Origin of the sequence: Desulfovibrio inopinatus DSM 10711 (assembly GCF_000429305.1) — a bacterium.
In the GTDB taxonomy this organism is placed as follows: Bacteria; Desulfobacterota; Desulfovibrionia; order Desulfovibrionales; family Desulfovibrionaceae; genus Alteridesulfovibrio; species Alteridesulfovibrio inopinatus.
In genome coordinates, this window is the sequence record NZ_AUBP01000012.1 from 125,160 (window position 1) to 151,901 (window position 26,742).

General features: G+C 49.2%; 25 protein-coding genes. 16 read left to right on the forward strand and 9 right to left on the reverse strand.

The features are described 5' to 3' along the window. Nucleotides 1-91: 91 nt before the first annotated feature. Nucleotides 92-1,216: an NAD(P)H-dependent flavin oxidoreductase gene (locus G451_RS0111180; RefSeq protein WP_051261396.1), complete on the forward strand. Its 1,125-nt coding sequence runs from the start codon at nt 92-94 to the stop codon at nt 1,214-1,216. Between the two features lie 172 nt (nt 1,217-1,388). Here G451_RS0111180 and amrA read toward each other — a convergent pair whose 3' ends face one another. Continuing rightward, nucleotides 1,389-1,943, reverse strand: a complete 555-nt coding sequence (gene amrA, locus G451_RS0111185; RefSeq protein ID WP_027184330.1) for an AmmeMemoRadiSam system protein A — start codon at nt 1,941-1,943, stop codon at nt 1,389-1,391. Nucleotides 1,944-2,068: 125 nt separating this feature from the next. Between amrA and G451_RS0111190 the strand changes: the two genes are divergently transcribed. Beyond that, nucleotides 2,069-3,085, forward strand: coding sequence for a glycosyltransferase family protein (locus G451_RS0111190; RefSeq protein WP_027184331.1), 1,017 nt, complete (start codon nt 2,069-2,071; stop codon nt 3,083-3,085). A gap of 40 nt (nt 3,086-3,125) precedes the next feature. Here the strand turns inward: G451_RS0111190 and G451_RS0111195 are convergent, their stop codons facing one another. The 3 genes from G451_RS0111195 to G451_RS0111205 all read right to left on the reverse strand — a co-directional run bounded on the left by G451_RS0111195 (nt 3,126) and on the right by G451_RS0111205 (nt 8,697). Further along, nucleotides 3,126-4,607, reverse strand: coding sequence for an ABC transporter substrate-binding protein (locus G451_RS0111195; protein WP_027184332.1), 1,482 nt, complete (start codon nt 4,605-4,607; stop codon nt 3,126-3,128). A gap of 12 nt (nt 4,608-4,619) precedes the next feature. Next, a complete protein-coding gene (locus G451_RS32675; protein WP_051261397.1) occupies nt 4,620-5,717 on the reverse strand; it encodes a GGDEF domain-containing protein in 1,098 nt (365 codons plus the stop codon). Between the two features lie 649 nt (nt 5,718-6,366). After that, nucleotides 6,367-8,697, reverse strand: a complete 2,331-nt coding sequence (locus G451_RS0111205; protein ID WP_027184333.1) for a methyl-accepting chemotaxis protein — start codon at nt 8,695-8,697, stop codon at nt 6,367-6,369. 1,408 nt (nt 8,698-10,105) lie between these two features. Here G451_RS0111205 and G451_RS0111215 point away from each other — a divergent pair. The 14 genes from G451_RS0111215 (at nt 10,106) to G451_RS0111285 (ending at nt 21,276) form a co-directional block, all read left to right on the forward strand. Then, nucleotides 10,106-11,413 carry a 4Fe-4S binding protein gene (locus G451_RS0111215; RefSeq protein ID WP_027184334.1) on the forward strand — a complete coding sequence of 436 codons (1,308 nt, stop codon included), beginning with the start codon at nt 10,106-10,108 and terminating at the stop codon, nt 11,411-11,413. 38 nt (nt 11,414-11,451) lie between these two features. Beyond that, nucleotides 11,452-11,766 carry a cupin domain-containing protein gene (locus tag G451_RS0111220; protein ID WP_027184335.1) on the forward strand — a complete coding sequence of 105 codons (315 nt, stop codon included), beginning with the start codon at nt 11,452-11,454 and terminating at the stop codon, nt 11,764-11,766. Between the two features lie 86 nt (nt 11,767-11,852). Further along, on the forward strand, nt 11,853-12,485 hold the full coding sequence (locus G451_RS0111225; protein ID WP_027184336.1) for a nitrite/sulfite reductase domain-containing protein: 633 nt from the start codon (nt 11,853-11,855) through the stop codon (nt 12,483-12,485). Beyond that, entirely contained in the window at nt 12,482-13,342 is an 861-nt protein-coding gene (locus G451_RS28925) for a transposase (RefSeq protein ID WP_034641793.1), read from the forward strand. The genes G451_RS0111225 and G451_RS28925 overlap by 4 nt, the downstream gene beginning before the upstream one ends. 106 nt (nt 13,343-13,448) lie before the next feature. After that, nucleotides 13,449-14,024, forward strand: a complete 576-nt coding sequence (locus tag G451_RS0111235) for a cytochrome c3 family protein (protein ID WP_027184337.1) — start codon at nt 13,449-13,451, stop codon at nt 14,022-14,024. 24 nt (nt 14,025-14,048) lie between these two features. Next, complete coding sequence (locus G451_RS0111240; protein WP_027184338.1) at nt 14,049-15,497, forward strand: multiheme c-type cytochrome; 1,449 nt, start codon at nt 14,049-14,051, stop codon at nt 15,495-15,497. A 172-nt stretch (nt 15,498-15,669) separates the two neighbouring features. Next, entirely contained in the window at nt 15,670-16,116 is a 447-nt protein-coding gene (gene ahbA / locus G451_RS0111245) for a siroheme decarboxylase subunit alpha (RefSeq protein WP_027184339.1), read from the forward strand. A gap of 27 nt (nt 16,117-16,143) precedes the next feature. Next, nucleotides 16,144-16,806 (forward strand): ribulose-phosphate 3-epimerase, encoded by a 663-nt coding sequence (gene rpe, locus G451_RS0111250; RefSeq protein WP_027184340.1) that lies wholly within the window; start codon nt 16,144-16,146, stop codon nt 16,804-16,806. A 27-nt stretch (nt 16,807-16,833) separates the two neighbouring features. Further along, nucleotides 16,834-17,205 (forward strand): Hpt domain-containing protein, encoded by a 372-nt coding sequence (locus tag G451_RS28930; RefSeq protein WP_034641796.1) that lies wholly within the window; start codon nt 16,834-16,836, stop codon nt 17,203-17,205. Next, nucleotides 17,202-18,035: a glycosyltransferase family 2 protein gene (locus G451_RS0111260; protein WP_027184341.1), complete on the forward strand. Its 834-nt coding sequence runs from the start codon at nt 17,202-17,204 to the stop codon at nt 18,033-18,035. Before G451_RS28930 ends, G451_RS0111260 begins: the two co-directional genes overlap by 4 nt. Before the next feature lie 47 nt (nt 18,036-18,082). Next, a complete protein-coding gene (locus G451_RS28935) occupies nt 18,083-19,318 on the forward strand; it encodes a WcaI family glycosyltransferase (RefSeq protein ID WP_051261399.1) in 1,236 nt (411 codons plus the stop codon). Nucleotides 19,319-19,375: 57 nt separating this feature from the next. After that, a complete protein-coding gene (gene fcl / locus G451_RS0111270; RefSeq protein WP_027184342.1) occupies nt 19,376-20,323 on the forward strand; it encodes a GDP-L-fucose synthase in 948 nt (315 codons plus the stop codon). Between the two features lie 389 nt (nt 20,324-20,712). Next, nucleotides 20,713-20,970: a hypothetical protein gene (locus G451_RS0111280; protein WP_051261400.1), complete on the forward strand. Its 258-nt coding sequence runs from the start codon at nt 20,713-20,715 to the stop codon at nt 20,968-20,970. A 66-nt stretch (nt 20,971-21,036) separates the two neighbouring features. Next, nucleotides 21,037-21,276: a hypothetical protein gene (locus G451_RS0111285; RefSeq protein WP_034641866.1), complete on the forward strand. Its 240-nt coding sequence runs from the start codon at nt 21,037-21,039 to the stop codon at nt 21,274-21,276. 60 nt (nt 21,277-21,336) lie between these two features. Here G451_RS0111285 and G451_RS0111290 read toward each other — a convergent pair whose 3' ends face one another. The 5 genes from G451_RS0111290 to G451_RS0111310 all read right to left on the reverse strand — a co-directional run bounded on the left by G451_RS0111290 (nt 21,337) and on the right by G451_RS0111310 (nt 26,736). After that, a complete protein-coding gene (locus tag G451_RS0111290; RefSeq protein WP_027184346.1) occupies nt 21,337-23,100 on the reverse strand; it encodes an aldehyde ferredoxin oxidoreductase family protein in 1,764 nt (587 codons plus the stop codon). 225 nt (nt 23,101-23,325) lie between these two features. After that, nucleotides 23,326-24,036: an ABC transporter ATP-binding protein gene (locus tag G451_RS0111295; protein ID WP_027184347.1), complete on the reverse strand. Its 711-nt coding sequence runs from the start codon at nt 24,034-24,036 to the stop codon at nt 23,326-23,328. Continuing rightward, nucleotides 24,023-24,748 (reverse strand): ABC transporter ATP-binding protein, encoded by a 726-nt coding sequence (locus tag G451_RS0111300; protein WP_027184348.1) that lies wholly within the window; start codon nt 24,746-24,748, stop codon nt 24,023-24,025. The genes G451_RS0111295 and G451_RS0111300 overlap by 14 nt, the downstream gene beginning before the upstream one ends. Next, the gene (locus G451_RS28940; protein WP_051261401.1) at nt 24,745-25,824 is read right to left on the reverse strand and encodes a branched-chain amino acid ABC transporter permease; all 1,080 of its coding nucleotides are present in this window, start codon (nt 25,822-25,824) and stop codon (nt 24,745-24,747) included. The genes G451_RS0111300 and G451_RS28940 overlap by 4 nt, the downstream gene beginning before the upstream one ends. Nucleotides 25,825-25,842: 18 nt before the next feature. After that, on the reverse strand, nt 25,843-26,736 hold the full coding sequence (locus G451_RS0111310; RefSeq protein ID WP_027184349.1) for a branched-chain amino acid ABC transporter permease: 894 nt from the start codon (nt 26,734-26,736) through the stop codon (nt 25,843-25,845). Between the last annotated feature and the right edge of the window lie 6 nt (nt 26,737-26,742).

Here is a 26,742-nt window from a genome sequence, read left to right on the forward strand (position 1 = left end):
TTTACCACAAACGGCTTGATTACCGTTTGGTGTGTACGAGCGATGCGGGTCCTATTCGATCACTTCCTATTCCAAGAGGCTTTTTCATCTCATGACGTCACAGAAACCAAGTGCTTCCCCTCAAGACTTCGGGAAATTGCCACATCTTCATATCGGGAATTTGGACATTCGATTCCCTGTCATTCAGGGTGGCATGGGTATCGGCGTGTCCCTTTCCGGACTTGCTGCCGCAGTCGCTCGTGCCGGTGGTGTCGGTGTCATCGCCACAGCCGGTATAGGCTGGGATGAACCCGACTATGCGAGCCGACCGGTGGAAGCCAATCAGCGCGCATTACGACGTCATATCCGTCTCGCCAAAGAGAATGCTCCGGGAGGTATTATCGGCGTCAATATCATGGTCGCGCTCACCGACTATGACACGCTCGTTTCCACTTCTGCCGAAGAAGGTGTGGACATCATTTTTTCTGGCGCCGGCCTTCCCCTCTCTTTACCGGAGCATATCGATCCTGAAACAGGGCCGAAACTTGCACCTATCGTATCCTCTGGCCGAGCTGCCCAGATCATTTGTAAGAAATGGCTGTCGCGCTTCAAGCGGCTCCCGGATGCACTCGTTGTTGAAGGCCCTATGGCTGGTGGGCATCTCGGTTTCAAGCCCGACCAGGTCGAACACGACGACTTTGTCCTGGAAAAATTGCTTGTTGAAGTCATTGAAGCAACTGCAGACTTCAAAACTCCGTCAGGAGATCCCATACCGGTTATTGCAGCCGGTGGAGTCTATACGGGGGCAGACATCCGACGCATGCTCGATCTTGGCGCAGCCGGTTGCCAAATGGGAACTCGATTTGTCGCCACCAACGAATGCGATGCCGCACCGGAATTCAAACAACGATACGTCGACTCCAAACTGGGCGATATCACCGTCATGCGAAGCCCCCTTGGCTTACCGGGACGTGCCATCAAAAATATATTTCTCGACAACGCACAGGCTGATAAGAATCGCCCCGAAGGCTGCGCCTATCGATGCATGAAAGGCTGCCGTTTCGACACTATTCAATTTTGCATCTCCGAAGCCCTGATCAATGCCAAGAAAGGCAAGGTCAACGACGGCCTCCTCTTTGCTGGCGCCAATGCATGGCGCGTCGAGAAAATTATTCCTGTCGCCGAACTGGTTGCTAGCCTTGCTGAAGAATACAAGGCCAGTGAGCCAACCGAATAATCGTTTCTCCGAACAAAACGCACTCAAGACAATTTCACAGTACAATACATGGACACACTGCCGGGGCCTTGGCCTTTAGCAGTGTGTCCATGTTGCTTGAACACAATTCACTGCACTGCTCCTCAAGAGCAATACGCCCATCTCCTGTTCAAGCCATACTTGCCTTTTCCTCTTAAAAAACCTCTGCCTCAAACCAGAATAGCTGCGTATCGGGATCCTTCCAGGCTTCTGGAGGCAACCCGGCTTTCCGGCAAGTCTGTTGTAAGAAGGTCAATTGGTCCCATTTCCACTCCACCGCAACTTGTGGCAAGAGTAATCCAGAATAGGGGCCTTTCCGGATGATAAGCCCATGGCGCCCAATTTCGATCTGTTTCGGATCGGGGCATACTGTAATCGGCCCAAGGATGGAAATCTCGATATTCAGGTCATCGAACTCTGCCGCACTCAATGGAGGAAAACGTGGGTCTCCGAAAGCGGCCTGCCGAGCCATCTCAAAAACCGTCGCATACAATGGTTCATCACCAACAAGGTGCCCGATACACCCCCGAAGACGTCCTTCACGCTTCAAGGTCACAAACGCACCGAACTTTTCCTGCAGTTTATCGCTCACTGGTGGCGGCACTGGCGTGCCGGTTGGCGAGAGTTTTTCACTGATGCTATACCGGACAAGAGTTTTCAGACACTCTTTTTCTTCTTCAGTCAGGGAAAAACGAAATGCCGTGTCCATACGTGGCTCCTTTGGAAAGATATTCCCGAACCTAGCATTGGCATGCCCGGAAAAACAACCCCTGAAGTGAATTGCACTTCCCCAACGACTGTGTCATCTCAAAGAAAAAGACGGTGAGCTTTCCCATGCGTATTCTCAATATCGACGGCCTCGACTTTGTCCCCGCATTCAAGCAACTTGGGCACGATGTGCTCTCCATCGGCACTTCGCCCCATTGCACGGTTCGTTTAGATGAACCGATGTCACTCAAACGTCTCCAGCATATTCTTACCTCAAAACAATTCAAGCCCGACCTCGTGGTCTGGGTGGATCAGTGTAAACCACCACAAGTTCTCGGCCTTGAAACCCTCAACGCCGTCATTATCGGTTACACCATTGATCAATATTGCAACCCTTGGCACCAAGCCTACAGCTCCGCCTTTGATATGGTACTTGTCGCCCAACGCGATTATGTCGATGGGTTCGCCAAAGAGTTTCCAGCCCGACCGGCCAAGTGGTTTCCTCTCTTCTGCAATCTCACTCGGGACGCGGACCAAGGAATTTCACGCGACATCCCCGTAGGATTTGTCGGAACGGTCACAGGGTCCATCAATATCCGGCGAGCACCATTTCTTGCTCAATTCAAGAAACACTGCCCCCTGGTGATCAAACAGGGTGATTACGTGCCGATATTCAATCGTTGCCGTATAGTGTTGAATCAAAGTGCGGCCGAAGAACTTAACTTTCGCATTTTTCAGGCCATGGCTTGTGGAGCGGTTTTGCTGACCGAGGAAGCTCACAACGGCCTGACAGAACTTTTTACGCCTGGCACCCACCTTCTCACCTACCCTCGAGACAATGCGGCGCTCGCGGCATCAATTGCCAAGCAAGCATTATCAAACCCGAAGCTCATGGATATAGCCAAAGCTGGCCGCGACCGTGTGCGGCAACGTCATTCCGACGTCGCTCGAGCTCGTGAAATCATTGCCCACGCAACTCGGCTTACCCAAAAGGACGCTCCCATCAAACGTTTGACGGCTTTACCCTCAATCCGACGTCGCCTCGCAACGGGATTCCGGATTTTGTCTTTGGATGACAAGCTGCCGTTGCCGCAGGAGTTGCGCAATTTTTATATCGATCTGGCCAATCAATATTGGACATAATGTCACCCCGTGGAACATGTTCTCCGTAATGGGGCGTTGCCTAATGAATCCAGTGCATATCAGAAAGCACAATGGCGCTCATCGGCGCATTGACCCATGCTCCCTGTAGATCTGATCGCCAAATAGCGTGTTGTGGCTTCATATACAGGAAGACATTCACACAATCCTCGGCAATCATGCGTTGAGCATCACCAAGTAATTTATTTCCTTCTTCCTGGTCTTGTGTTGCTTTGATTTTGCGCCAAAGCTTTTTAAATCGCGCGTTATCGTAATTAAAATAGTACTCGTCTTTGGCATAAATATGGATATCAAAGGGCTCGATATGGCAGATAATGGTCAAATCGTAGTCTTTCGCTGTAAAGACCTGACTCATCCACTCGGCCCAAGTCATTTTGATCAACTTGATTTTCAGACCAACCGCTTCGAGCTGCGAAGCAATGTGGAATGATGAAATCTGTGCATACGATGTGGGCGGAACAGCAATCGACAACAGAAATCCGTCTTCCACACCTGCTTGATGAAGCAATTCTCGGGCTTTATCTGGATTATACGGATACCGTCCTGTCAGATCGATATACGCCGGATGTCGCGGCGAAAAGTGGCTTCCGATCAACTGTCCGCTTTTGAGATCAGGGTCCTGCTCAAGAACTTTTTTGTCGATGGCATACGCCAAGGCTCGTCGAACGCGGATGTCGTTCAAAGGATATTTGCCATTATTGATAGCAAGAATAATCTCTCCGTTGTTGTATCCTTTGGTAATGACATAGTCTCGGCGTGAAGCAAATTTCTCCAGAAGATTGTGTCCACTGCCATCTTGATAGCCGTCTACAAGGCCTTCCGCGAGGGCAGATTCAATCTGTATCCTGCTTGGTGTAAAAATAAATTCGGCATGTCGAATAGAAGGAGATGCCCCCCAGTATCCAGAAAACGCATCCATAACAATACGATCTTCTTTTATCCATTCTTTAAAGGCATACGGTCCAGTACCGATAGGATGAATAGGATTGGTCGAGGTAGAATCAGGATGCACAATAACCGCAGCCGGCAGACCAAGATTAAAAAGAAAATCAGAATTCGCTTCGGACAAAGTCACTTTGACACGGTTAGAGCCAACGAGTTCAATGGAAGCGATATCTTCAAAAAGATCCTTTTGAGGATTTGGTGGAAGACCATACACCAAACGCTTCAATGAAAACACGACGATTTCCGGTGTCAGTTTGCTACCATCATGAAAATGCACATTGTTTTGCAACGTAAATGTGTAGGTTAATCCATCCGACGAAATATCCCAAGATCGCGCCAAGAGAGGTTGTACATTCCCGTCTCTGTCAATCTTCGTCAACCCTTCGTAAATATTGTCATATGTGATTTCACCAGTTGACGAAGATGCCGTCGTCGTCGGATCGAGACTTGGAGGTTCAAGCTGAATACCAACCCGAATGCTATCTCTGACGGCGCTGGCGGTAAATGGCATAAACAAGACCAGGACTCCCACGGTAAAGCAATAAAAGATAGTACGCATGGCTGTGCCTCTTTATGAATCATTCAACTCCGGTGTATAAATGACTACCGTATTCCGCCCACCATTTTTGGCAGCGTATAAGGCCACATCGGCGCAACGCAAACACTCGTCAACTGTTTGCTGTTCATCATTGCATTGAGCAAGACCAAAGCTTGCCGTCATGTGAATGGCACCAACATCGGCTTGGAACGGTGTCCGTTCAACGGTATGACGAATACGTTCGATCACGTTGAAGGCAACGTTGTCGTCTGCATTCAGCATCATCACGACAAACTCCTCTCCTCCATACCGTGCGAGAATATCTGAGCCTCGTAATCCTGACTTGATGGTCGTGGCCATATGCACTAAAGCCAAATCTCCGGTTTTATGACCATAGGCATCGTTAATGCGCTTAAAATTATCGATATCAATAATAACTATACTGTAGAGAATATCTGACGACACCGTCAGTTGTACTGCAAGAGTTTCAAAATGACGTCGATTATAGAGCGTCGTCAGTGAGTCATGCGTAGCGAGAAATGAGAGTTCTTTGTTGATATTGAGAATATGCGCCTCGTCCAATATTCCTTTTTCCACATACATCTTTACGGTCTGGGCCAATTTTGTGATTTCGTCATTTCCGGCAATAGGAATATCAGAAGGGAGCGGCTTACCATCCTCAACCGCTTTTTGGAGACGGAGTATTCTTCGAACAATAGACATTTGAATATAAAATGCGATAGCGAAAACAGTAGCGACAGACAACATCGCGGCGGCTATTAATTCATATCGTCGGCTATCGATATGTTTTTCAAGATGTTCTGCATTCTCAAGAATAAGGTCTTTGACCTTGGCAACATGATATCCAACGGCAATACTCAACTCAGTGGAATAGAGGCTATTTTTTTGCATTACGGAATTGAGTTCTTGTGTCATCTCCGACGACTCCTTCATCTCATTCCCACCATTTGGGGGTAAATCACGTGAAACCTGACTGGAAAGTATACGTTGCTCTACTATGGCATCGAGTTCATGAAGATTCTTTATAAGATTTTCCTTTGCCAGAAGCACTTCATAAAACGATTCAGATTTTTGACTAAGGCTTTGTAATTGGACAATAAGCTTATCCATCCAATCACTCCGGTCCGCAATTTCAAAGAGTGCACGCCGTCGATCCTCTTGCTTTGTCGCCAATAATAATCTTGAACTACTACTTATAATTGCGTCACTTTGTTGCAATAGCTTCGTTGCCGTCAACAACAACTCAAGTTGAGGCCCAGTAATCTCTTCAATTGTCAATTTATATTGATGAAAAGAGTACAAACCTGTCACAATGGCAAACAATGTTATGCACAATATCGTTAAAGTAAGAAAAGCCGTCCTTGTCATAAGACCGAATTTTAATACATATTTCACGAACACAACACCTAAATTCCGTTATTTTATATCATCCTTACTCTCTACACTGTTCACACCACAAAACATGGTTGTAACTCATCATACAAAATCACGTATAACCTGCAACATCATCATTCAAATATTCCATATACATCATTTTTTTCTAAAAAGCATTCACAGAAAGTACTTTTTCTTCAACCATACCCCCTTTCGTCTTCTCTTATTCTTCGAAAATAGTTGAGAAAAATCTCCCCTACCGAGAGTTCCAACTACCACATTCCCTTTACACGCCCAAAAAGAAGGGCGCGAAAATCCTCGCGCCCTCTTGATCATACTGTCCGCCGCATTGCGGTATGTGCATTCCCCCAACATGGGGACAAAGTTATTCCTGCTGCATCGCGGTGATAATTTCGCGCAACCGGGTAGACAGGTTTGCTAAATCAGACACGGCCTGAGCAGATTGAACCATTGCTTCAGCCGTTTCCGAAGCTGTGGCGTTAATTTCATCCGTAGAGCGGTTGATTTGCTCACTGGCCGCAGATTGTTCTTCTGAAGCCGTCGCAATGCTACGCACCTGGTCGGCCGTCTGTTCAACCATCGCGACGATTTCTTGCAATGCTGCACCCGCCATTTTTGCGGTCTCCGTCGTCCCCGAAATTGCCTGTGTGGTCTCTTCGGTCGCCGTAATATTTTTCTTGGCACTGTCTTGAATAGATCGAATATATTGACCGACTTCATTGGTTGCTGTCATCGTCTTTTCTGCCAGCTTCCGCACTTCATCGGCCACAACGGCAAATCCTCGACCAGCATCGCCGGCACGAGCGGCTTCAATTGCCGCATTCAAGGCAAGAAGATTGGTTTGATCTGCGATGTCATTGATGACAGACATAATCTGTCCGATGCCTTCCGCTTGTTTACCAAGCTCTGACATATCGGCTTTAAGTCCTTCGGCTTTCGTATTCACCAGCGCAATGGTTCTCACGACATCATCGACATTCTTTTCCCCTTCCTGTGCCTTCTGCTTTGCTTCTTCAGCCATTTCAGCAGAACGTGCGGCATTCTCCGCAACAGAAAGGACCGTCGCATTCATCTGCTCCATTGCCGTTGCGACCTCAGAGGTTCGATTGCGTTGATAGTCTGCACCACGAGTGGATTCCTCTATCTGCGCGGAGAGCTCTTCCGCAGCTGACGCGACTTGGTCGGCAATACCGTTGGCATCTTCCGCAGCTCGGGCGACCTTCTGATTTCGAGCGATAAGTTGATCTTCTTTGATTTTGATACCGGTAAAATCCATCACCGTAGTGAAGGCTCCAAGCAAATTACCATCAAGATCAAACAACGGAGCCGAAACAACAGAGATATACTTTAAATTGCCTTTCTGCGTCGTTACCTCGGTTTTTTGGAATAAACGTTTCTTCTCTTTGATAGCTCTGCACGTATTGGTTTCACGCTTCTCACCATAAAAAAATTGAGAAAAGTCCTGACCCAAATAATCTTCAGGCTTTCCATCCAGGTCAAGGAGCTTCATGACCTCGACATTCAGCCATGTCAGCTCTCCTCCGACATTGACCACCATGAGCGGTGCGACAAGGTTTTTCAGCAACCCATCGGAAAACCCGACCTTCTCTTTGATCATGCCGTACATGGACATAATATCATTTTTCAATACAAGCATCTCACAGACATAGTTATTTCCTTGTAATTGCGCCGTGAAATCTCCTTCAGCCACTTTTTCTGTAAAATTCTGTAACTGCTTTACAGGACGAATCACAATACGGCCTAAAGCCAACATGATAACATTGACCAACAAGACGACAATAACAAGCCCGGAGATAAGCAAGATATTTCGCTGAGAAACGGCAGCAGCATCAAGCTCGTCGACGTGAGCGCTCATCGCCACAATCCAACCTGTCTCCGGTACAATTTTGACCGCAGCTACCTTCTCTTGGCCTTCCCAAGTGTAATCGATAACACCAGTTTTTTGTGCTAAAGCCTGTTTTACAAAACTTTGATTATGACTTTTGTTCAAGACCAAATCTGAATTTGTTGCATGCGCGATAAACTGGCCATCCGCATCAAGAAGATATGCATATCCATGTTTCCCGATCGAAATGGGAGCAAGCAAGTTTTTGGTAAACGAACCAAAATCGGAAAATATAGCGACTCCGCCTATATTCTTTCCTTCAGCATTGACAATAGCTTTCGCCGTAGCAAAGGTGAGGCCCGAACCATCATCGCCTAAAACGATCACTTTTGGAGAGACAAAAGATTCGCTTCCAGTAAGGATAGCCTGACCGAAATCGGTATTGCTGACGGAATCAAGTTTCACATTCAGCCCAGGTTGAGATTCCTTAACAAGTATTTCCCCTTGAGCGTTAAAAACGACGATGGCCAACGTTGTTTTATACGCATTAAGGAATGCAGTGACAGCCTTTTGAGCGAGTCGTCCATCTCCTAATAATGCAGCATTTTCTATTGCGTTTTGGCCTGATATAACCGAGGCCAAACTGATGTTACTTTCGATGTTCTCTTCCAACGAGCCAAGTATAGCTGTCGTGAAGACCTCGACTGTTTCCTCTCCAAGTTCTCTCGTGGTCTGCGATGTCGAAGAGGAAACGTAAAGAATGATGCCAGCGACACAGATAACAGTGATCGCTGAAATTATACCTGCTAGTAAGAAACTGATGCTGCGACAGTTTATTGTACGTCCCATGGAGCAACTCCTTCAATCAACATAATGTCATACTGTACTCATTCACTCATCACACAGCTTCTTTGCACTTACGGCAAAGATACAATAACAATAGAAGAGTAATTCCTGATTTTGGAAACCAAAGAGACCATCTTTTATGGCAGAGCCAAATACGCTGTTATGATTTCAGTCAATTTGACCACGCCGGACTCACCTTCACAACGTTGGACTTAAGCATACCTTCCGTTCGCGCAGGACTTCGAAAAAAGCTGCTGTACAGAGTATTTCAGAACTGCAAGGCGGAGAGAGCTTTCCCCCATCCAACATATATGTCGACATTCGGCCCCCAAACACAGGTTGATGTTCCCCAACATCTCTCTGTGGCGAATATCCCCTTCATGTTCCCCAACAGGGAAGGGGTATCCTTTTCACCGATGCGCTATCCATAGAACTGCGCCAGCAATGCGCAATTTATGCATTACAAGCCTCCTTTCTAGTCCCTCACACGGCAACAATGCAAATCTTTCACTCCCTGCAGATGACGCATGAAAGAACGTATACCATATAAATCAGAAAGCACATAAAAAAGTCTGCTACACGAAATCTCATTCGCCATATTCAATACCATACAAAAGCAGAACTTATTCACGCAAAATCAAGAGCGATCAACATCGCCGAAAATTCTAAGCATACGTAAAGAGAAGTCGACATCACAGCTCTTAGAAGGAGAACCTTCACAGCGTTCCAACAGGTCGAAGAAATAAAAAAACAGAATAATGGTGATGCGAATTCAAGAAAGTACATTACCAATTGGGAGAGGCACTCCACGCTCAGGAGATAAACCAGTATGGCAAATCTTGAAAGTAGAGACGTTGAAGTGAAAGCTTCGCGACGAAAAAGTCCTTTCATATTCCTTCAATCATAGCATGATCGAAGCTTCCTTGCCAAAGATCTCACGAAGCGGCACCGCTTCATCAAACTGAAAACAAAAGACTTCAAGCCTAATGAATGTCCCCATAGCAAACCATGGCATGGCCGTTGCTCATGTGTAAATCGAGATGCGCACGAAAAAACGACGATCATCGAATGGATCTCATCACGTCGCATTCCTCGAAAGAGCGTTACGCTATATGAATCCATCATGTGCAACTGTCAGAAATGAAAAAATACGCATACACAGAATTTCAAAAACTCGCAACCACGTCGCAGACAGTAGAACTCTTGTGATTGGTGTCATGGATATACCATACGCTTCATAAAATATTCTTCGTCTTATTATCGCGCACTAAAAGACATCATATAACGGAAACGAGCCTCCGCTATAAATACGACACTGTACATTTTTGCTACTTTTTTCCTTTCTCTTGATCTATGTCAAAGCGGGCAGACACGTATGTAGCTATATTGCTCTGTAAGGAGAACGTCTATCATGCCAATAGTTATTCGTGTCTTGGTCAGCTTTGCCAGCTTATTACTTGCTGCACATGCTCTTCGCATGGGCAACTTGGGACTATTCGGCGCGATATTGTGGTGTACGGCTCTTCTTTATACACGATATGCCTGGGCTCGATTGGTATTGATGTGTATTATGGTTGCTGGGGCCATCAACTGGCTACTTGTCGGCCATGACCTTATTCTCTTTCGCCACATGGCGAATGCGCCTTGGGTCCGTCTGTGTTTTATTATGACAACAGTGTTGGCGTTGACCGTTTCGGCTTTGGCTGTTTTAGCTACCCCCACCGCCAAAACGCTATTTCCACGGCAAAATGAGGCAGCACGAGCACAAGCCGGAGCATTCGTGTTGACGATAGCTCTTCTTGAAGCAGTACGCTCTATGGCGCCTTTTCCTCTCCTGTTGGTTGATCGCTTTTTTCCAGGATGGGGACAGCTCGAAATAATCTTCCTTGCGACCTATGCTGCATGGGTCGCCGGGCGACTTCTCAACCGCACCACGGCCAGACAAACGCGCCGCTACACGTGGGCCTTGTTCTCAACCGCCTTCTTTGCACAATTATTTCTCGGCCTGGCTGGTATATCGCGCATGCTCATGACAGGCACTCTGCATCTTCCTGTGCCTGCTTTGATTTTGGCCGGTCCGATATATCGAGGTCAGGGATACTTCATGCTCATCCTGTTTTCGGCCTCCGTCCTGATCCTCGGACCTGCGTGGTGCTCTCGCCTCTGCTATATCGGAGCGTGGGATGATATCTCCTGTCGCCGCATGATGCCGGGAAAAATGGGATTAGGAGGACGACCTGTTGCATGGAGAACAGTTACTCTGGTTTTCACCGTTGGTATGGCGGCGTTCTTCGGATGGAAGCAGGCTTCTCCAACCGTAGCCGTTTCCGTTGCAGCCGGATTTGGACTTATCGGACTTGCATTTATGGCGGCATCTTCGAGAAACGGCCACATGCTCCACTGCACGCTATGGTGCCCTATGGGACTCATTGCCAATATTTGGGGGAAACTCAGTCCATGGCGCATCATTATTAGCCAAGACTGCACGGCCTGCGGAGCCTGTTCCCGCGTCTGCCGTTACGATGCGTTGACCGCTCTCGACCTTGAACGCAAAAAGCCAGGTCTTGCGTGCACACTCTGTGGAGATTGCATCGGGGTGTGCAATAAAAACCATATAGGCTATGGTATTTATAATCGTTCCTCCCGAAAGGCTGAACATGTCTTTCTTGCATTGGCAGCAGGACTCCATGCCGTCTTTCTCGGGGTGGCTCGTATATAACGCCGTGCCCCGTCACCAGCAAACAGAAGGAGAACAGAATGAAGACACTGAATATTTTCGAGAAAGGGCCTTTTCAGGAAAAAGGAATGGGATCGCTTCTCGTTCATGATTCGCCCTATTTCAAAATCCTCAACTTTAATTTTGAACCGGGCCAAGAATTGCCGATTCATTCGCATGATATCGAAGGGGAACTCATGCTCACCGTTGTCGAAGGAGAAGGAGAATTCCTCGGAGAAAACAAGACACTCCCCGCCAAGGCTGGAGATGTCTTGATTGCCGATATCGCCGAACCTCATGGTGTGCGTGCAACAACCCGCATGCGTGTCCTTGTTTGCATTGCACCTCCAATTTAATGCACAACGAACTCTCCTAGCAGCCGCTCCATTTGGGAGCGGCTGATTGTGAACAACAACCCCATGCACCTCAACCCCACATACATATGAAGAATCCGACTCCCAGCATTGATGTCGTCAAACCCAGAATCGCCATGGGTGATGTTTCGCGTGAACAATGGGATAACTTGACCGACGTTATTCATCGCTACGATATCCCCAATATCAAACTCACTTCAGGACAACGTATATTATTGTCGGGATTCGACCCCAAAGACAAACCAGCCATTCTCGCTGATATTATCGGTGATAACAAATCAATGGCTCCTATCCCACATTACGTTCAAGCATGCCCAGGAACCAAAGGATGCAAATTCGCCGTTGCCGACGCTTTGCACCTCGGAGAACAATTGGAAGCCCTTGTGTCCGGCATAGATTTGCCGGCTAAAGTCAAAATCGGGGTTTCAGCCTGTCCACGATGTTGTGCCGAATCACGGGTACGAGACCTGGGATTCTTAGCCAAAAAAAACGGCTGGACGGTAACGTTTGGCGGGAACGCTGGCGCCCGACCGCGTATTGCGGACGTTGTTGCCGAAGGTCTCAATGATGAAGAGGCTCTTGATGTCGCCAAACGGCTTCTCGAATTCTATGCGACCCAGTGCAAAACACGTATTCGAACAGCCCGATTTGTCGACCGGGTGGGTGGAATCGAAACCATTAAAAATGGGATCGACCTGTGACAACACTCCCGTGTCCGTCTGTCCCTCCAACGACGTGGACAGCCGAATCTGCACGACGCTATTTTATGAGGCTGGCCGGGATAACCACAACCCCGGCTTGCCCAAAATGCGACGAGCACACGACATATGGGCTACGTGATGGACGCTTTCGGTGTAGTCGATGCAAGTATACGTTCCATTGCTTTTCTCGACGGTGGATCAACCGGGGAAACCTGCCTCCAGAATACTGGGCTATCATTTTGGTCGCTTTTATTGACGGAAAGCCCGTGGCAAACACCGCAGATGCTCTCAAGTTAACATATCAAACGGTATACAAAGCCTTCATGACGATTCGTCTCGCCATTCTCGCCCAACACCCCGATGTTGCGGCTCGATTACTCGACAATCGCAACGAGCCCGTCAAATACTGTCCGAATATCGAAGACGATGATGACGCCGTTTGCCTGGAATGCCGTTCTCCCGTGTTTGGTGTTGCAGAAGAAGCTGGTATCGTCCGGATGCAAATGCTTCCAGGGCGCGCTGCCCGCGACGTCTTCAGTCTCCCTCTCGCGCTCAAAACGTGGAGAACAATGGTCTACTGCGAAGCAACACCACCATGGGACACCTTGTTGTTTTGTTGCTGCAAAAAAGCCAAACGTATCTTTTTCTCCAAATTCACCGATAAATCATTTCGTTTCGATCAGGGACAATTTCGGTCATTTTCCGAAACATGGCTTCATCATTACCATTGTTTGTCACCGGAAATGTCCCATCTCTACATTGCTGAACTCGTCTTACGCTTCAATATAGCCGAACAAGAACAATTTTCCATCCTTGCAAAACATCTGTTGTCTTTCGTGCCAAAACGTAACGACTGAAAAAATCGTTCCTCTCCCATGCAAAACCTGTCATGATCTTTTGAATAGGTGGACTCTCTTCCGTGCACACACGTGCATTGGGTCCCATACAAGACAGGAGGCGCGCATGACATCTCCCAAGAATATTCTTCTCCCCCTTGTCTGTATCGTTGTCGGCATGGTCCTCGCTTTTCCAGTGTTCATGATTGCCATGAGTGCCATGGTGAGTACGTCAACACCGGAATTCTGTCGAAGCTGCCACGAAATCGAACCCGCAGTGGATAACTGGAGATTGTCCACTCACGTCAACAATGCACAAGGTCTTTCCGCTTCATGTATGGACTGTCACCTTCCTCCTCCGGAAAAGACACTGACGTTCTTTGTTGCCAAAACGTATCATGGCATCAAGGACTACTGGGGGCACCTCACGGAAGGCGCTGATGGGTACGATCGACTTGCCGCCAAACAGGCCGTGTATGAACACTTCGACAATACCACGTGCCTGAAATGTCACCAAAACATTCTCTATATCCCCAACCGACGCGGTGCCATGCTCGCTCACCGCGCCGTGCTGTATGCCCGTCCGGGAAATGAGAAGAAATGCACGGACTGTCACCGTGACCTCGTGCATGAACCCAGGCATCTCTTCAACTATAAGCAGTTCGACCTCCCCTATCAGGCGAACGGACTGCCGAACCTCTAAACCCACCAGCATGGAGGCAGAGACATGAAGACGACACTGCGGACACGGTTCTCTATCCTCGGTCTGGCGCTCCTTCTGGCCTTGGCCATTGTCGGAGTCGTTGCGGCCCAGGATACATCGAGCCAGAGCACAGCGTCCGAGGCCGGAGGAAAGACACCCAATTTCAGTACAGCAAAGGACTTTCGCATCAGTCGTGCCATGACCGATCAAGCCGTTGCCTGTATCGAATGTCACAAACAAACAACTCCGGGTATTTTCGGCGACTGGGCCAAAAGCCGACATGCATCTGCTAATATTTCATGCATTGACTGCCACATGGCGAAACCCGAAGATAATGATATCGCCACCGATCACGCGAAGTATTATGACCGTGCCGAACTTCCCTATGGCAAACGACAATATGAAGTCCCGGTGGCGGCCGTGGTCACCCCCAAAGATTGCTCCCGCTGCCACCCGGATGAAGCCGAACAATATAGCCGAAGCAAACACGCAAATACATTGGAAATCATCTGGAAAATCGACCCCTGGCTCAACGACGGTATGAACTCGGCCATAGAACGAAAAACCGGTTGTTTTGCCTGTCACGGCACTATTGTCGCCATGAAAGACGGAAAAGTCGATCCGGCCACGTGGCCCAATGTCGGCGTCGGCCGTTTGAATCTCGACGGCTCCAAGGGCTCGTGCACCTCCTGTCACACGCGGCACCGCTTCAACACGGCCGAAGCCAGAAAGCCCGATGCATGTGATCAGTGTCACCTGGGTCCGGATCACCCGCAAATTGAAATTTTTGAAGAATCAAAACACGGCGCTATCTATAGTGCCTATCAAAGCGAATACAATTTCGATGCGGCTCCAGGCACCTGGACGGCCGGCGTCGATTACCGCGCCCCCACCTGCGCGGCATGCCACATGTCGGGTACCGGCACAGTAAGAACCTCGCACGACGTCACGGAACGGTTGTCGTGGGAAACCCAAGCTCCATTGACGGTTCGTCCTTCGGACTTTGCCGCCTTTCCGGCCAAGACCGATTGGAAGGTGGAACGCGACAAGATGAAGAATGTCTGCCAGCAATGCCATTCCGATGGTTGGATTAATGACTTCTACACCGGTTTTGACGGTGCAGTCGAAGAATACAACACGGTGTATTTCATCCCGGCCAAGAAAAAACTTGATGAAATGTATGAAAAGGGCGTCATTAGCAAAGACAAATTCTTTGATGAAGGCATTGAGGTCGAATTCTACGAACTCTGGCACCACGAAGGACGACGTGCTCGCATGGGAACCATGATGATGGCTCCGGACTACGCGTGGTGGCACGGTTTCTATGAACTGAAAAAGCGCTACAACAACTACATGGAAGAAGCCAGTCATCTGATCGACACCGGAGAAAAGGCGTATCGGTATCCTGGATACCCCGCAGCAACGGGAAGCACCCAAAAGCCACCGCAAATCTTCGGTTCCAGCAGTAAATAAGCGTTCTGTCTTACTCCACCGTCATGCCTCTCAGCACATCCACTGTGCGAGAGGCATGACGCGTCTTTCAGGAGTGTCCTTCATCTTGATGGAATACCCTCTTTTATAGTAGCCAGGGTTGCAGTTAGTCGAATCGGCGCTTCTGCCATGCATTTTTTTCACTGAGCGTACCATGGATCGTCTGGACAGAAAGATTCTCGATATCATTCAATCGCATTTTCCTTTGACGTCACGTCCCTATGCCGATGTCGGCAGACAGATCGGATTGACCGAAGCTGAAGTCTTGGCCCGTGTGCGTGCCCTCAAACAACAAGGTGTCATTCGACGCATTGGCGGTAATTTTCAGTCTCGGAAACTCGGATGGCACAGCACGCTGTGTGCAGCGCAGGTTCCTGAAGAGAAAATTGATGCCTTTGTCACCGAGGTCAATGCCCATCCGGGTGTGACCCATAATTACCTTCGTCGACACCGCCTCAATATCTGGTTCACCTTCATTGGCCCTTCTCCCGAGTACGTCGCACAAGAATTGGCCGCCATCACCAAAGCAACCGGTATTTCCATTCTCAACCTGCCGGCTTCGCGTATGTACAAGATCAAAGTGGATTTTTCCATGAAATAGCCGGACATCCGGCCTGGAGACCTCGTTATGTCAACGCCGTTTATTCTTTCTCCATCACTCTTATCGTCGGATTTCGGTCGGTTGCGTGAAGAATTGACCGCACTCGAAGCGGCCGGTCTCGAATGGGTCCACTGGGACGTCATGGACGGCCAGTTTGTCCCCAATATCACACTTGGTCCACCCATCATCAAAGCATTGCGGCCAGCAAGCCGCCTCGTATTTGACGTGCACTTGATGGTTGAAGCACCCGAACGCTATCTCGAATCATTTATTGATGCTGGAGCCGATGTGCTGACTGTTCATGCCGAAGCCTCCACGCACCTGGACCGGACGGTAACAGAAATCGCTCGTCTCGGTGCCAAGCCCGCCGTTGCGTTAAATCCTCATACCCCGCTCGACGTCGTAGAGTACCTTTTACCCAAACTGTACATGGTGCTCATCATGACGGTGAACCCCGGATTCGGGGGGCAATCGTTCATTCCATACTGTTTGGACAAAGTACGTGAACTATCCGATATGATTACCAAACAGAATGCTTCGACGATCATTGAAGTAGATGGTGGAGTGACCCCGGAAAATACCGCAGAGCTTATCAATGCAGGCGCCAATGTACTCGTTTCTGGATCGGCATTTTTCGGACATCCACCATATGACGAGCGCCTCAAAACCTTTTACTCGGCTATTGCCTAAAAACATTTTCAGCACGAGCGTCCCAGGATGAGTAGCCGCCTCATAGACACAATCCACCTGCACTTCACGCAGACGTTAGGGTTGCCGGAATCGGATGTCGAAGAGCTTCTTACGGTCGCCAAACAGACGCTGGCCGAAGGTCTCGTGGGCCTGGAATCAAGTTTTGATCACAACGATGTGACCAAAGTGCGGTATTGGGCCCACAGCCTCAAAGGCAATTTCCAAAACCTGGGCCTCTATGAACTCGCGCAACATACCCTCACTATGGAAAATGCAGCGCAAGCAAAAGACATCACGGCTGCAGCCGGCATGCTCATGCCCGTTAAAACAGCCATTGATCATATCCTCAACCCGGAAACCGATTCCGGCACGCCGGTGCTTCCCCCCGAAATGACGTGATCTCGATTCTCGTGACGACAAAAAACGAATCGCTTAATCTGGCAGATTGTCTGGATTGCGTGTCGTTTTGCGACGACATTGTCGTCTTGGACTCATACTCAGAGGACGGAACACCAGATATTGCAAGCGTTTGCGGCGCACGCGTCTACCAGCGCCGTTTTGATGATTACGCTTCCAACCTCAATTACGCACTCACGGCAATCCCCTATCGTCATCGTTTTGTATTTGTGCTCGATGCCGATGAACGAGTCAGTCCACAGTTGGCCGACAATCTGGTGCGTGCATCACAAGAATCAGGTGATATCGCAGCCTTTCGGGTTAAGCGGCGAGATTTCTTTCACGGTCGAGTTCTCCGTCGAGTCCAAACCACTCCACTCTATGTGCGTTTGTTACGGCCGGAGAAAGTTCATTTCACTCGGCTGGTTCATCAACAAGCCGTCGTCGACGGCCCTCTTGCCGATGTCGATGGGTGGCTTGATCATTATCCATTTAGCAAAGGCCTTGCCCAATGGCTTGACCGACACCGCGTATATGCTGAGTTCGAAGCGCAACAGTGTTTGTTGGAAATGCGCGCTCGACCTGATATGCAGTCAATGACGACCGACATGCACGTTGCCCTGTTCGCAAAAGACTTCAATCGGCGACGCCAAGCTCAAAAGCGCATATTTTCTCGGCTCCCTTGCCGATGGCTCATACGGTTTGCATATTTCATGTTTGCCAGAGCCGGATTTCTCGATGGATGGCCGGGTATATCCTATATCATCTTGATGAGTTGGTACGAATACCGTATATCAATTATCCGAAGAAGATTACGTTCCTCATCTTCATAATCGACCTCTTTTCCCTCTACGTAAGGCGAGCGATATACTCTGTAATCATGCGTATTCTCATTATCGGCCTCAATTATTCTCCTGAACTCGTCGGGGTCGGTCCGTACACAACGGACCTTGCGCAATTTCTGAACCAACGTGGTCATCATGTCCATGTTCTTGCCGGACCGCCATATTACCCACAATGGCGACGCACACCGCACACCGACCTCCCCGATGCCACCTCTCACAATGCCAAGGCATCCATTCACGTAACACGTTGTCCAGTGTGGATTCCAAGAACACCGTCAGGCGCCCGTCGACTTCTCCATCTTACAAGTTTCGGTCTCTCTGTCTTGCCGGTGGCGTTAGCGGTTTCTCGTCGGTTTCGTCCCGATCGTGTTCTTGCCATTGCGCCAACGTTGACATCGGCTCCGACAGCACTCCTCGTAGCTCAAATGGTCCATGCTCCGACTTGGCTCCACCTTCATGACCTTGAATGGCACCTTGCCTCCCGTCTGGGATTTTTAGGACAAACAGGAGGGCGGTGGGCTGCAACCATTGGTTCACGCCTGGTTCGTGCATTCGACGGTATTTCGACGTTATCCGCTCCCATGGCAGCAACACTCGCACATCATGGTGTTACTGTCGCACAACACCATATTTTTCCAAATTGGGTGGATATGGATCAATTCCGACCAGACCCGGCAGCCCGACTTCGTCTTCGTCAGCGCCTGGGCCTTGCCCCTCAGTCTCTTGTCGTCTTGTTTTGTGGCAGTATGGGTGCCAAACAGCACTTGCCCGGTCTTATACATCTTGCAGCCCGATACAGAGACCAGCCTCTCCTCCAATTTGCACTCTGTGGAGATGGTCCGATCAAACAGCAACTCGAATCAACCGTGCAGGCCATGGGCCTGCGAAATGTCGTCTTTGGGCCACTTTTTTCCGCTGAAGAATTTCCCGGCATGCTACCTGGAGCAGATGTCCATTATGCGGTACAAAATTCAGGAGTCGCCACAGCGTGCCTTCCTTCGAAAATCGGTCCGATTCTCGCGTGTGGAGGACGCCTCTTGGCCTCTTCCGAGCTTGCAACGGCAGCTCCAGATCTGGTCCAAAACGCTGAAGATGCAATCAGCCTTGCACACACCTCCCATGATGATATTGCCTGCGCGTTGAATCGTATTCTTGCCCAAGACACCACCTCCCCTTCAGACAGCGCTCGATTTGCAGCAAATCGACTTTTAAGCAAAGACGTTGTCTTGAAAAAATTTGAAGAGGCCCTTATGAAAGGAGTGAATGTCTAGACTGAAAAGTATTCCCCGTTTTTTCTTCTTCTTTCACCTCGAACCAAGTGCAGAAATATGTCTTCCTGGAAAAAAATACATGTTGCAGGACATCGGGGCTTGGTAGGCTCGGCCGTTGCCCGCCGCCTTGAACGCGACAGCGATGTTGAAATATTAACGGCCACGCATAGTGAACTCGATCTGTGTGACCGCATCGCGGTTGATCGTTTCTATGCTGACACCCAACCCGACGCCGTCATTCTAGCCGCCGCAAAAGTCGGCGGCATTTATGCCAATGACGCCACCCCGGCCGACTTCATTCGGGACAATCTCCTCATTCAAACCAGCGTTATCGATGCAGCGTATCGAAACGGTGTAAAAAAACTCGTTTTTCTTGGTTCATCATGCATTTATCCCAAATTTGCTCCTCAACCGATGACCGAAGATGCCTTGCTGACGGGCGCTCTTGAGCCGACCAACCAATGGTATGCTATTGCCAAAATCGCCGGCATTAAAATGGCGCAGGCCTACCGTCGACAATACAACTTTGATGCCATCAGCCTTATGCCAACCAACCTGTATGGTCCGGGCGATAACTTCAATTTGACCACATCTCACGTTCTTCCGGCGCTTTTACGTAAATTCCATGAAGCCCAAATCCAGGGCAACCCAACCGTGACGGTGTGGGGTACTGGTCAAGCCCTTCGAGAATTTCTGCATGTGGACGATTTGGCTGATGCCGTTGTGTTTTGTCTGGAAAATTACAGTGATGAAGAAATAGTCAATGTCGGTACAGGAAAAGATCTCCGCATAGCGGAACTTGCTGAACTGATCGCCCAGGTTGTCGGTTTTGAGGGAGAGATTGTGTACGATACGGATAAACCCGACGGCACTCCGCGCAAGCTTCTTGATACGACGAAGCTCACAGGCATAGGTTGGACGCCGACCATTTCACTCAAGGATGGCATTGCGACCACGTATGCGTGGTTTCTGGACAACATCGACCACTTGCGCAACGCAGGTTAAGCAGCAACTCGACGATATTGCCATGATCGCCTCCAAACGAAAACCACTTTGCCTTGATCTCGCCAAAGTTGACAGAGAAACAGCTCTTCGAAGCTGGCTTGTCTATCACAACATCTCAGAAAAGCAGCTTGCTGATCATTTTGGCGTCTATCCGTCAACAATATCCAGAGTCATACGTGGAACACGTAACTCCAGATCAACAGTTCAAAAATTGATAGACTATGGCATACCGTCAGAGCTGTTACCGCAAGAGGATTCTTGAAATTTCATGCACACGCTTTTGTTAAAAATCATTGAAAACAAGAGGAAAACCTCTTCCTTCTAAGTCAATTTTTTGCCATACCTTTTCGTCAACGAGTCGAACTGAATGACGGTAGAGGTGATATGCATTGGATGACAAGAAGCGAGATATCCTTGATCTGAGCAAAGTGGATCGTGAAACTGCCTTACGGACATGGTTGGTGTATCATCGCATTGAAATTAAAAATCTAGCAACACAATTGAACGTGCATAGCGGTACGATCATACGTGTTATCACAGGAGAGCGACCCTCCCGACATTTGATTACACAACTCATTAGCCTCGGCATTCCGAAACATCTTCTCCCGGAGCCTGGTCCAGGCCCAGGACGTCCCCCGAAACGATAGTTTCATCTCTTTTCAGGAGACTTTTTCCTTTCATATTTGACAATTTTTTGTCAAAATGCCGTAGCTATGCACCTTCAACTCAATTTAAATGAAGTTGACCGGGAAACGGCGCTTCGTACCTGGCTAACCTATCACAAGCTAGGAAATTTAGAGTTAGCCCGTCGCCTTGATGTCGATCCCTCGTTTGTTACGTATATTGTCCAGGGAAAACGCATTTCACGTCGCGTCATCGACAAAATGATCGACATGGGTATTCCGGAAGAATTATTGCCGGATACGCCCCCTCCTGAAACCAATCACAAATAAAAAACGAAACACGTCAGAGTGCATGTGCATCTGACGCGTTTCAATTTATTAGCGTCTCACTCAATATTGGAGACGACCTGACGCATCCCAGCCGCGTTCTGCATAATAATCGGCAACAAGCTGTTCAATTTCTTGTGGTGTGATGCGCTTTCCCGAGGGCAATGCTTCGGTAAGAAGTTTCTGCGGAAGTGTGTCCGTTTCCGGCCCCAGGCCTTCACGTAAATTGAATTCACGCGTCATGTCGGTCACCCGTGAAGCGATGCGGCGCAAATCATCTTTCGTCAATTCCTGTCCGAAAACATACGGCATCAGTTCGATGAGTTTTTCCCAAGAGTATAAGTCACGATAGAACCGACACAATATAAACGTGTCGAACAAGGTCAAACGATCTTCAAAGTCGGTAAAGAGCTTTGCTTTGCCTTCAATGGCATCGGGGGCAATCATGCCGGCCAGTTCCGGCTTGTAAAAAGTAGACCGCAAATGACAGGCTCCGCGACAGGAGACCGCATACGCTAAACCCATGCCTTTCAATGCCCGCGGATCATATCCAGGGGGCTCCAAACCTTTGACATGCACGGCAAGATCTTCAAGCCCCAACGTCTTGGCGGCCGGAACAATGCCATCTGCCAACAATGCTCCAGTCCCAGTCCTGGCGGCAATCTCACGCAACAGGCCTGCAATGGCATCAACCTGTCCGTAATCGATATCGTATTCGAGTTTGCCCCGTTTAACCGCTTCAATGGCAAACGCGCAGAGGTTGCCGGCTGTAATGGTGTCCATGCCGAGTTGATCGCAGAGATCATTGAGATAGGCGATCTCGGCCATATCGTCGATCATGCACAGCCCACCGAAAACATAAATGGTTTCATACTCTGGCCCCTCAAGCTTGAGGCCGGTATGCCGCCCTTTGGAGATCGTTGCCATGCGCCCACAAGCCATGAAGCATTTCCGGCATGCATGCGCGGTGATGTCATGCTCATTGTGATATGTTTCTCCGGAAATTTTCTCCCAATGCTCGCATTCCCCTGCTTCCCAATATCGCGTCGGGAAAGCTCCGGCGGTATTCATCAAGGCAACCATCATCGTGGTGCCGAATTTTTTGTATGCCTTTACGCCGGGATTATCCTTCCCGGCAGCAGCAAACGCCTTGGAATACGCTGCTACCCCTTCAGTGTCCGCCAAAGGCCGTTTACGATCGCCTTGGAACAGAACTGCCTTCAGGCGTTTCGACCCCATGACCGTACCGGCACCGGTTCGACCTGCGCATCGCCAATAATCATTGTTGATTACGGCAAAGCGTACGCCTCGCTCTCCTGCCGGACCGATGACCAATGCGGCGGGTTTGCCGTATTCAGATTTCTCCAGCGTGAATCGCTGTTTCACAGCATCTTCGGCGGCAAAGGACTCCATGCCCCAGATATCTTCAGCTTCAAGAAAATCGCATCCCTCCGGATGAATGCGCAAGACCGTGGGGACAGCAGCCGTACCGGACACAATCACGGCGTCATACCCAGCAGCATCGACCGATTCCGGAGCGGCACCGCCGGAATACGATTCACAGTATCCACCGGTCAGCGGTGACTTTGTAAAGACGCCATACCGGCTTCCTCCCCAAATTCGTGTCCCGCAAAACGGTCCTGCTGCAAAGATCAACCGGTTCTCCGGTCCAAGCGCATCCGCTCCAGCAGGAATATGTTCGAGCATAAGGTGTGTCGCGAGTCCTTTTCCCCCAAAAACCTCAGCGGCAAGAGCGGGTGTCGGAACAATACGCGCCTCACATTGTGTCAGATCAATGAATAACATTCGTCCGTGAAATCCGTACATACATCGTCTTCCATCTTGTTGATTCCACCGTCGTGCAGTTTTCGACAAGAAGACATAGCGCTTCCGATTCATCCCCTTTGGAGAAAATGCGCCGATGGAAAAGGTTGAGGAAAAGCAGTGAGAGGGAAAAAGACCAGAGGAAAGAGACAAATGAAAAATCCACGTTCTTAACAAAAGGATTTTTCGCGTCTTCTCCCTCCGGTCACAGTAGGCGATTTGCTTCCGTTAAATCCCCAGATACGCTGTTTTGACGTGAGGATTCTCCACAAGTTCTTGGGCTGGTCCTTCCATCGCCACACGGCCATGTTCCAAGACATACCCTCGGTCCGACATACCAAGCGACTGACGCACATCTTGTTCCACAAGGAGAACGGTCGTGCCTGCATCCGCGATCTGCCGAACGGTGCGAAAAATCTCTTGCATCAAGATAGGAGCAAGTCCAAGTGACGGTTCATCGAGCATGAGAATTTTAGGCAATGCCATAAGCCCACGAGCAATGGCCACCATTTGCTGTTCTCCACCGGACAACGTCATTGCAAGTTGTTCCGAACGCTCGCGTAAACGCGGAAACATATCATAGACATATTCCAGCGTCTTTTTTCGCTGTTCATAGGCCTTTTTATTATAAGCGCCGACAAGAAGGTTGTCTTCAACATTCATTAACGAAAACAGCCGACGTCCTTCCGGCACGTGAATAATACCAGCCTTCACCACATCATCGGGAGCCGCACCATACACCGACTGACCATCGAAGATGACGTCTCCCGATTGGGGAGTAAGCAGGCCAGACAACGTTTTCAGCAACGTTGTTTTTCCAGCCCCGTTGCCACCTATGATAGAGACAGCTTCCCCTTTATTGACATTGAGACTCAGATCAAAAATGACCTGGACGTCACCGTAGGATACATTGAGGGATTTGATCTCAAGAAATGGCATAATCGTCTCCCAGGTAGGCCTTAATGACGTTTTCATCGCAGGCGACATATTCAGGATTGCCCTGACAAATTTTCCTGCCAAATTGGATAACGACGATTTCATCAGACAACGTCATAATCGCGCGCATGATATGCTCAATGACGAAAATCGTGACGCCACTATCACGCACACGTTGAAAAACCTCAATGATATCATCAACTTCAGTTGGACGCAGGCCGGCCATGACTTCGTCTAACAGGAGGAGTTTGGGCTTCGTTGCCAAGGCTCGAGCAATCTCGAGACGCTTTCGATCAGAAATCGTCAAGGATCCTGCAGAGATGTCCCTTTTATCGGCCATATCGAGGAATTCGAGCGTTTCCATGGCAATGGATTCAGCACGACCGGTGTGATCGGTATGAGCAAACGCCCCAATCATGACATTGAACAAAACAGATTTTGTCGCAAACGGTTTAACGATCTGGAACGTTCTGGCCATGCCTTTCTTGCATAAGTCCCAGGGCTTTGCCGTAGTAATGTCATCGCCATCGAACAAAATGCGACCGACAGTGGGTTTATAGACACCTGCCACACAGTTGAAGGCGGTCGACTTCCCGGCCCCGTTGGGGCCAATGAGTCCAAGAATCTGTCCGGGCTCAATGGTGATGCTCAAATCGTCGATTGCACGCAACCCACCAAAGTCCTTGGTCATATTTTGAATTTCAAGCATACTCATGACGACGTCACCTCAGTGGAAGCAGAACGTGATGAGGACGAATTGCCGGCTGAGGGTTTTCCGTTTGGAGGCGTTTCTTTACCAAACAAACGATCAAGCAGCCGGTCAAACAGTCGGGTCAACGGCTCGGTCAATCCGCGAGGTTGATAGAGCATGACAACAATCAGGATGACCCCGTAAATAATAAGGTGCATGCCCGGCAAGGAATCGGCGAGATATATTCGGCTAAATTCCCCTACCGGACGTAAGAGAAAACTTCCGATGATGGGGCCGGCAATGCTCCCTCGTCCACCGATTAGTGCGATAAACGCAAGCTCAAACGATAAATCGAGCGTCAGCACGCTTTTCGGGTAAATAAAGAGTGTTAGTTGCGCCAGGAAGGTTCCGGCCAAAGCAATGGAAAAGGAACTGATGATCATGGCAATAATCTTGTACCGCGTAACATTGACGCCAAGCGCCTGCGCAGCTTCCGGTTCTTCACCACCAGCATAGAGACAGTACCCCAACTTGGACCGAGAGAGAAATCGCGTCAATGCCACCATCGCGATGAGCATAATGAGAATAATATAGTAATAGGGCTCTTTCGAATCGAATTGGAACGACCAAAAGCCGGCAGCCTCAGGCGGCAATGGCGCAATGTTGAGTCCACGGGGACCATTGAGTTTAAAGGGCCCGATCTTATCCACATTTTCAACAATGACACGTACGCCTTCCACAAAGGCCATGGTGCTCAAGGCAAAATAAGCTCCGCGCATTTTCAATGTCGGCTTGCCGATGAGATATCCCACGGCGGCGGCAATCACCCCGCCGACCAACATACCGAGCCACGGGCTTATACCATACTGCAACCAGAGTACGGTGGATGTGTAGGCTCCAATCCCAACAAATACGGAGTGTCCAAGTGGTAACACGCCAGCAAAACCACCCACCACATTCCAACACGTGGTCATGTAGGCAAAGAGATAGAGCATTATAAGAATGTGAACATAGGTCGGGTTGGACACGACCAAAGGAAACGCAAATGCCAATGCCACAAGTGCGGCCAGGCTGTATTTTTTGAAGGTGTCGCGTTGCATAAAAGGTGCACCTTTTTGTTACCAGTCGAATTTTTGGCCGAACAATCCCGTCGGTCTGACGAACAGGACCAGGAGGAACAATCCGTAAACAATGGCTTCGGTCCAGGTCGAGGTCATAAAAATCGGACCGAGAGACTCTATAAGTCCGATGATCACCCCGCCTATGAGCGCTCCAGGAATGGAGCCGAGTCCACCGAGCACGACAATGACGAAGGATTTAACGTCAAACGGAATACCGACGGTTGGATACACGTTGTTAAACGGTGTCAACGCGACCCCGGCAATCCCGGCTACGGCCGTCCCCAGGCCAAAAGCGATATTATAAATTTTCCACTGATTGATGCCCATCAAACCGGCGGCTTCGCGATCCAGACTGGTAGCACGCACAGCGCGACCAAGTCGGGTTTTGGAAAGAAACAGGAACAGGCCAACGGCAGTGGCCACACTGGCCAGAGCACCCCAGAGTTTCGGCACGGAAATAAAGAGTTGTCCCAGCTCGATCATCTGCCCTTTCAAGGGGTTCGGCGAAAGCGCCCGGTAGTCTGGACCAAAGATGAGCAGAGCCAAGTTATCAAGAATGTACCACATTCCCGTGGTGACAATAATAACTGTCGTGGGTTCACGAACATCACGTTCGGCACGAAAGACAGGTTTGATCAACAGATCCTGGGTGAAATACCCAAAAATAAACATGGTCGGAACAACCAGGGCAAGCGCGAGGTAGGGATGCAATCCCGTCAAGCTGACAGCCCAGTAGGCCACAAACATACCGACCATGATAAAAGAGCCATGCGCAAAGTTGATAACTTTGAGCACTCCGAAAATCAGCGTCAGTCCCAAAGCAACCAGGCCGTAAATCAGCCCCATGAGCACGCCGTTTATGAGGTCTTGTAAAAAGAAGATGAAGTCCATGTGATT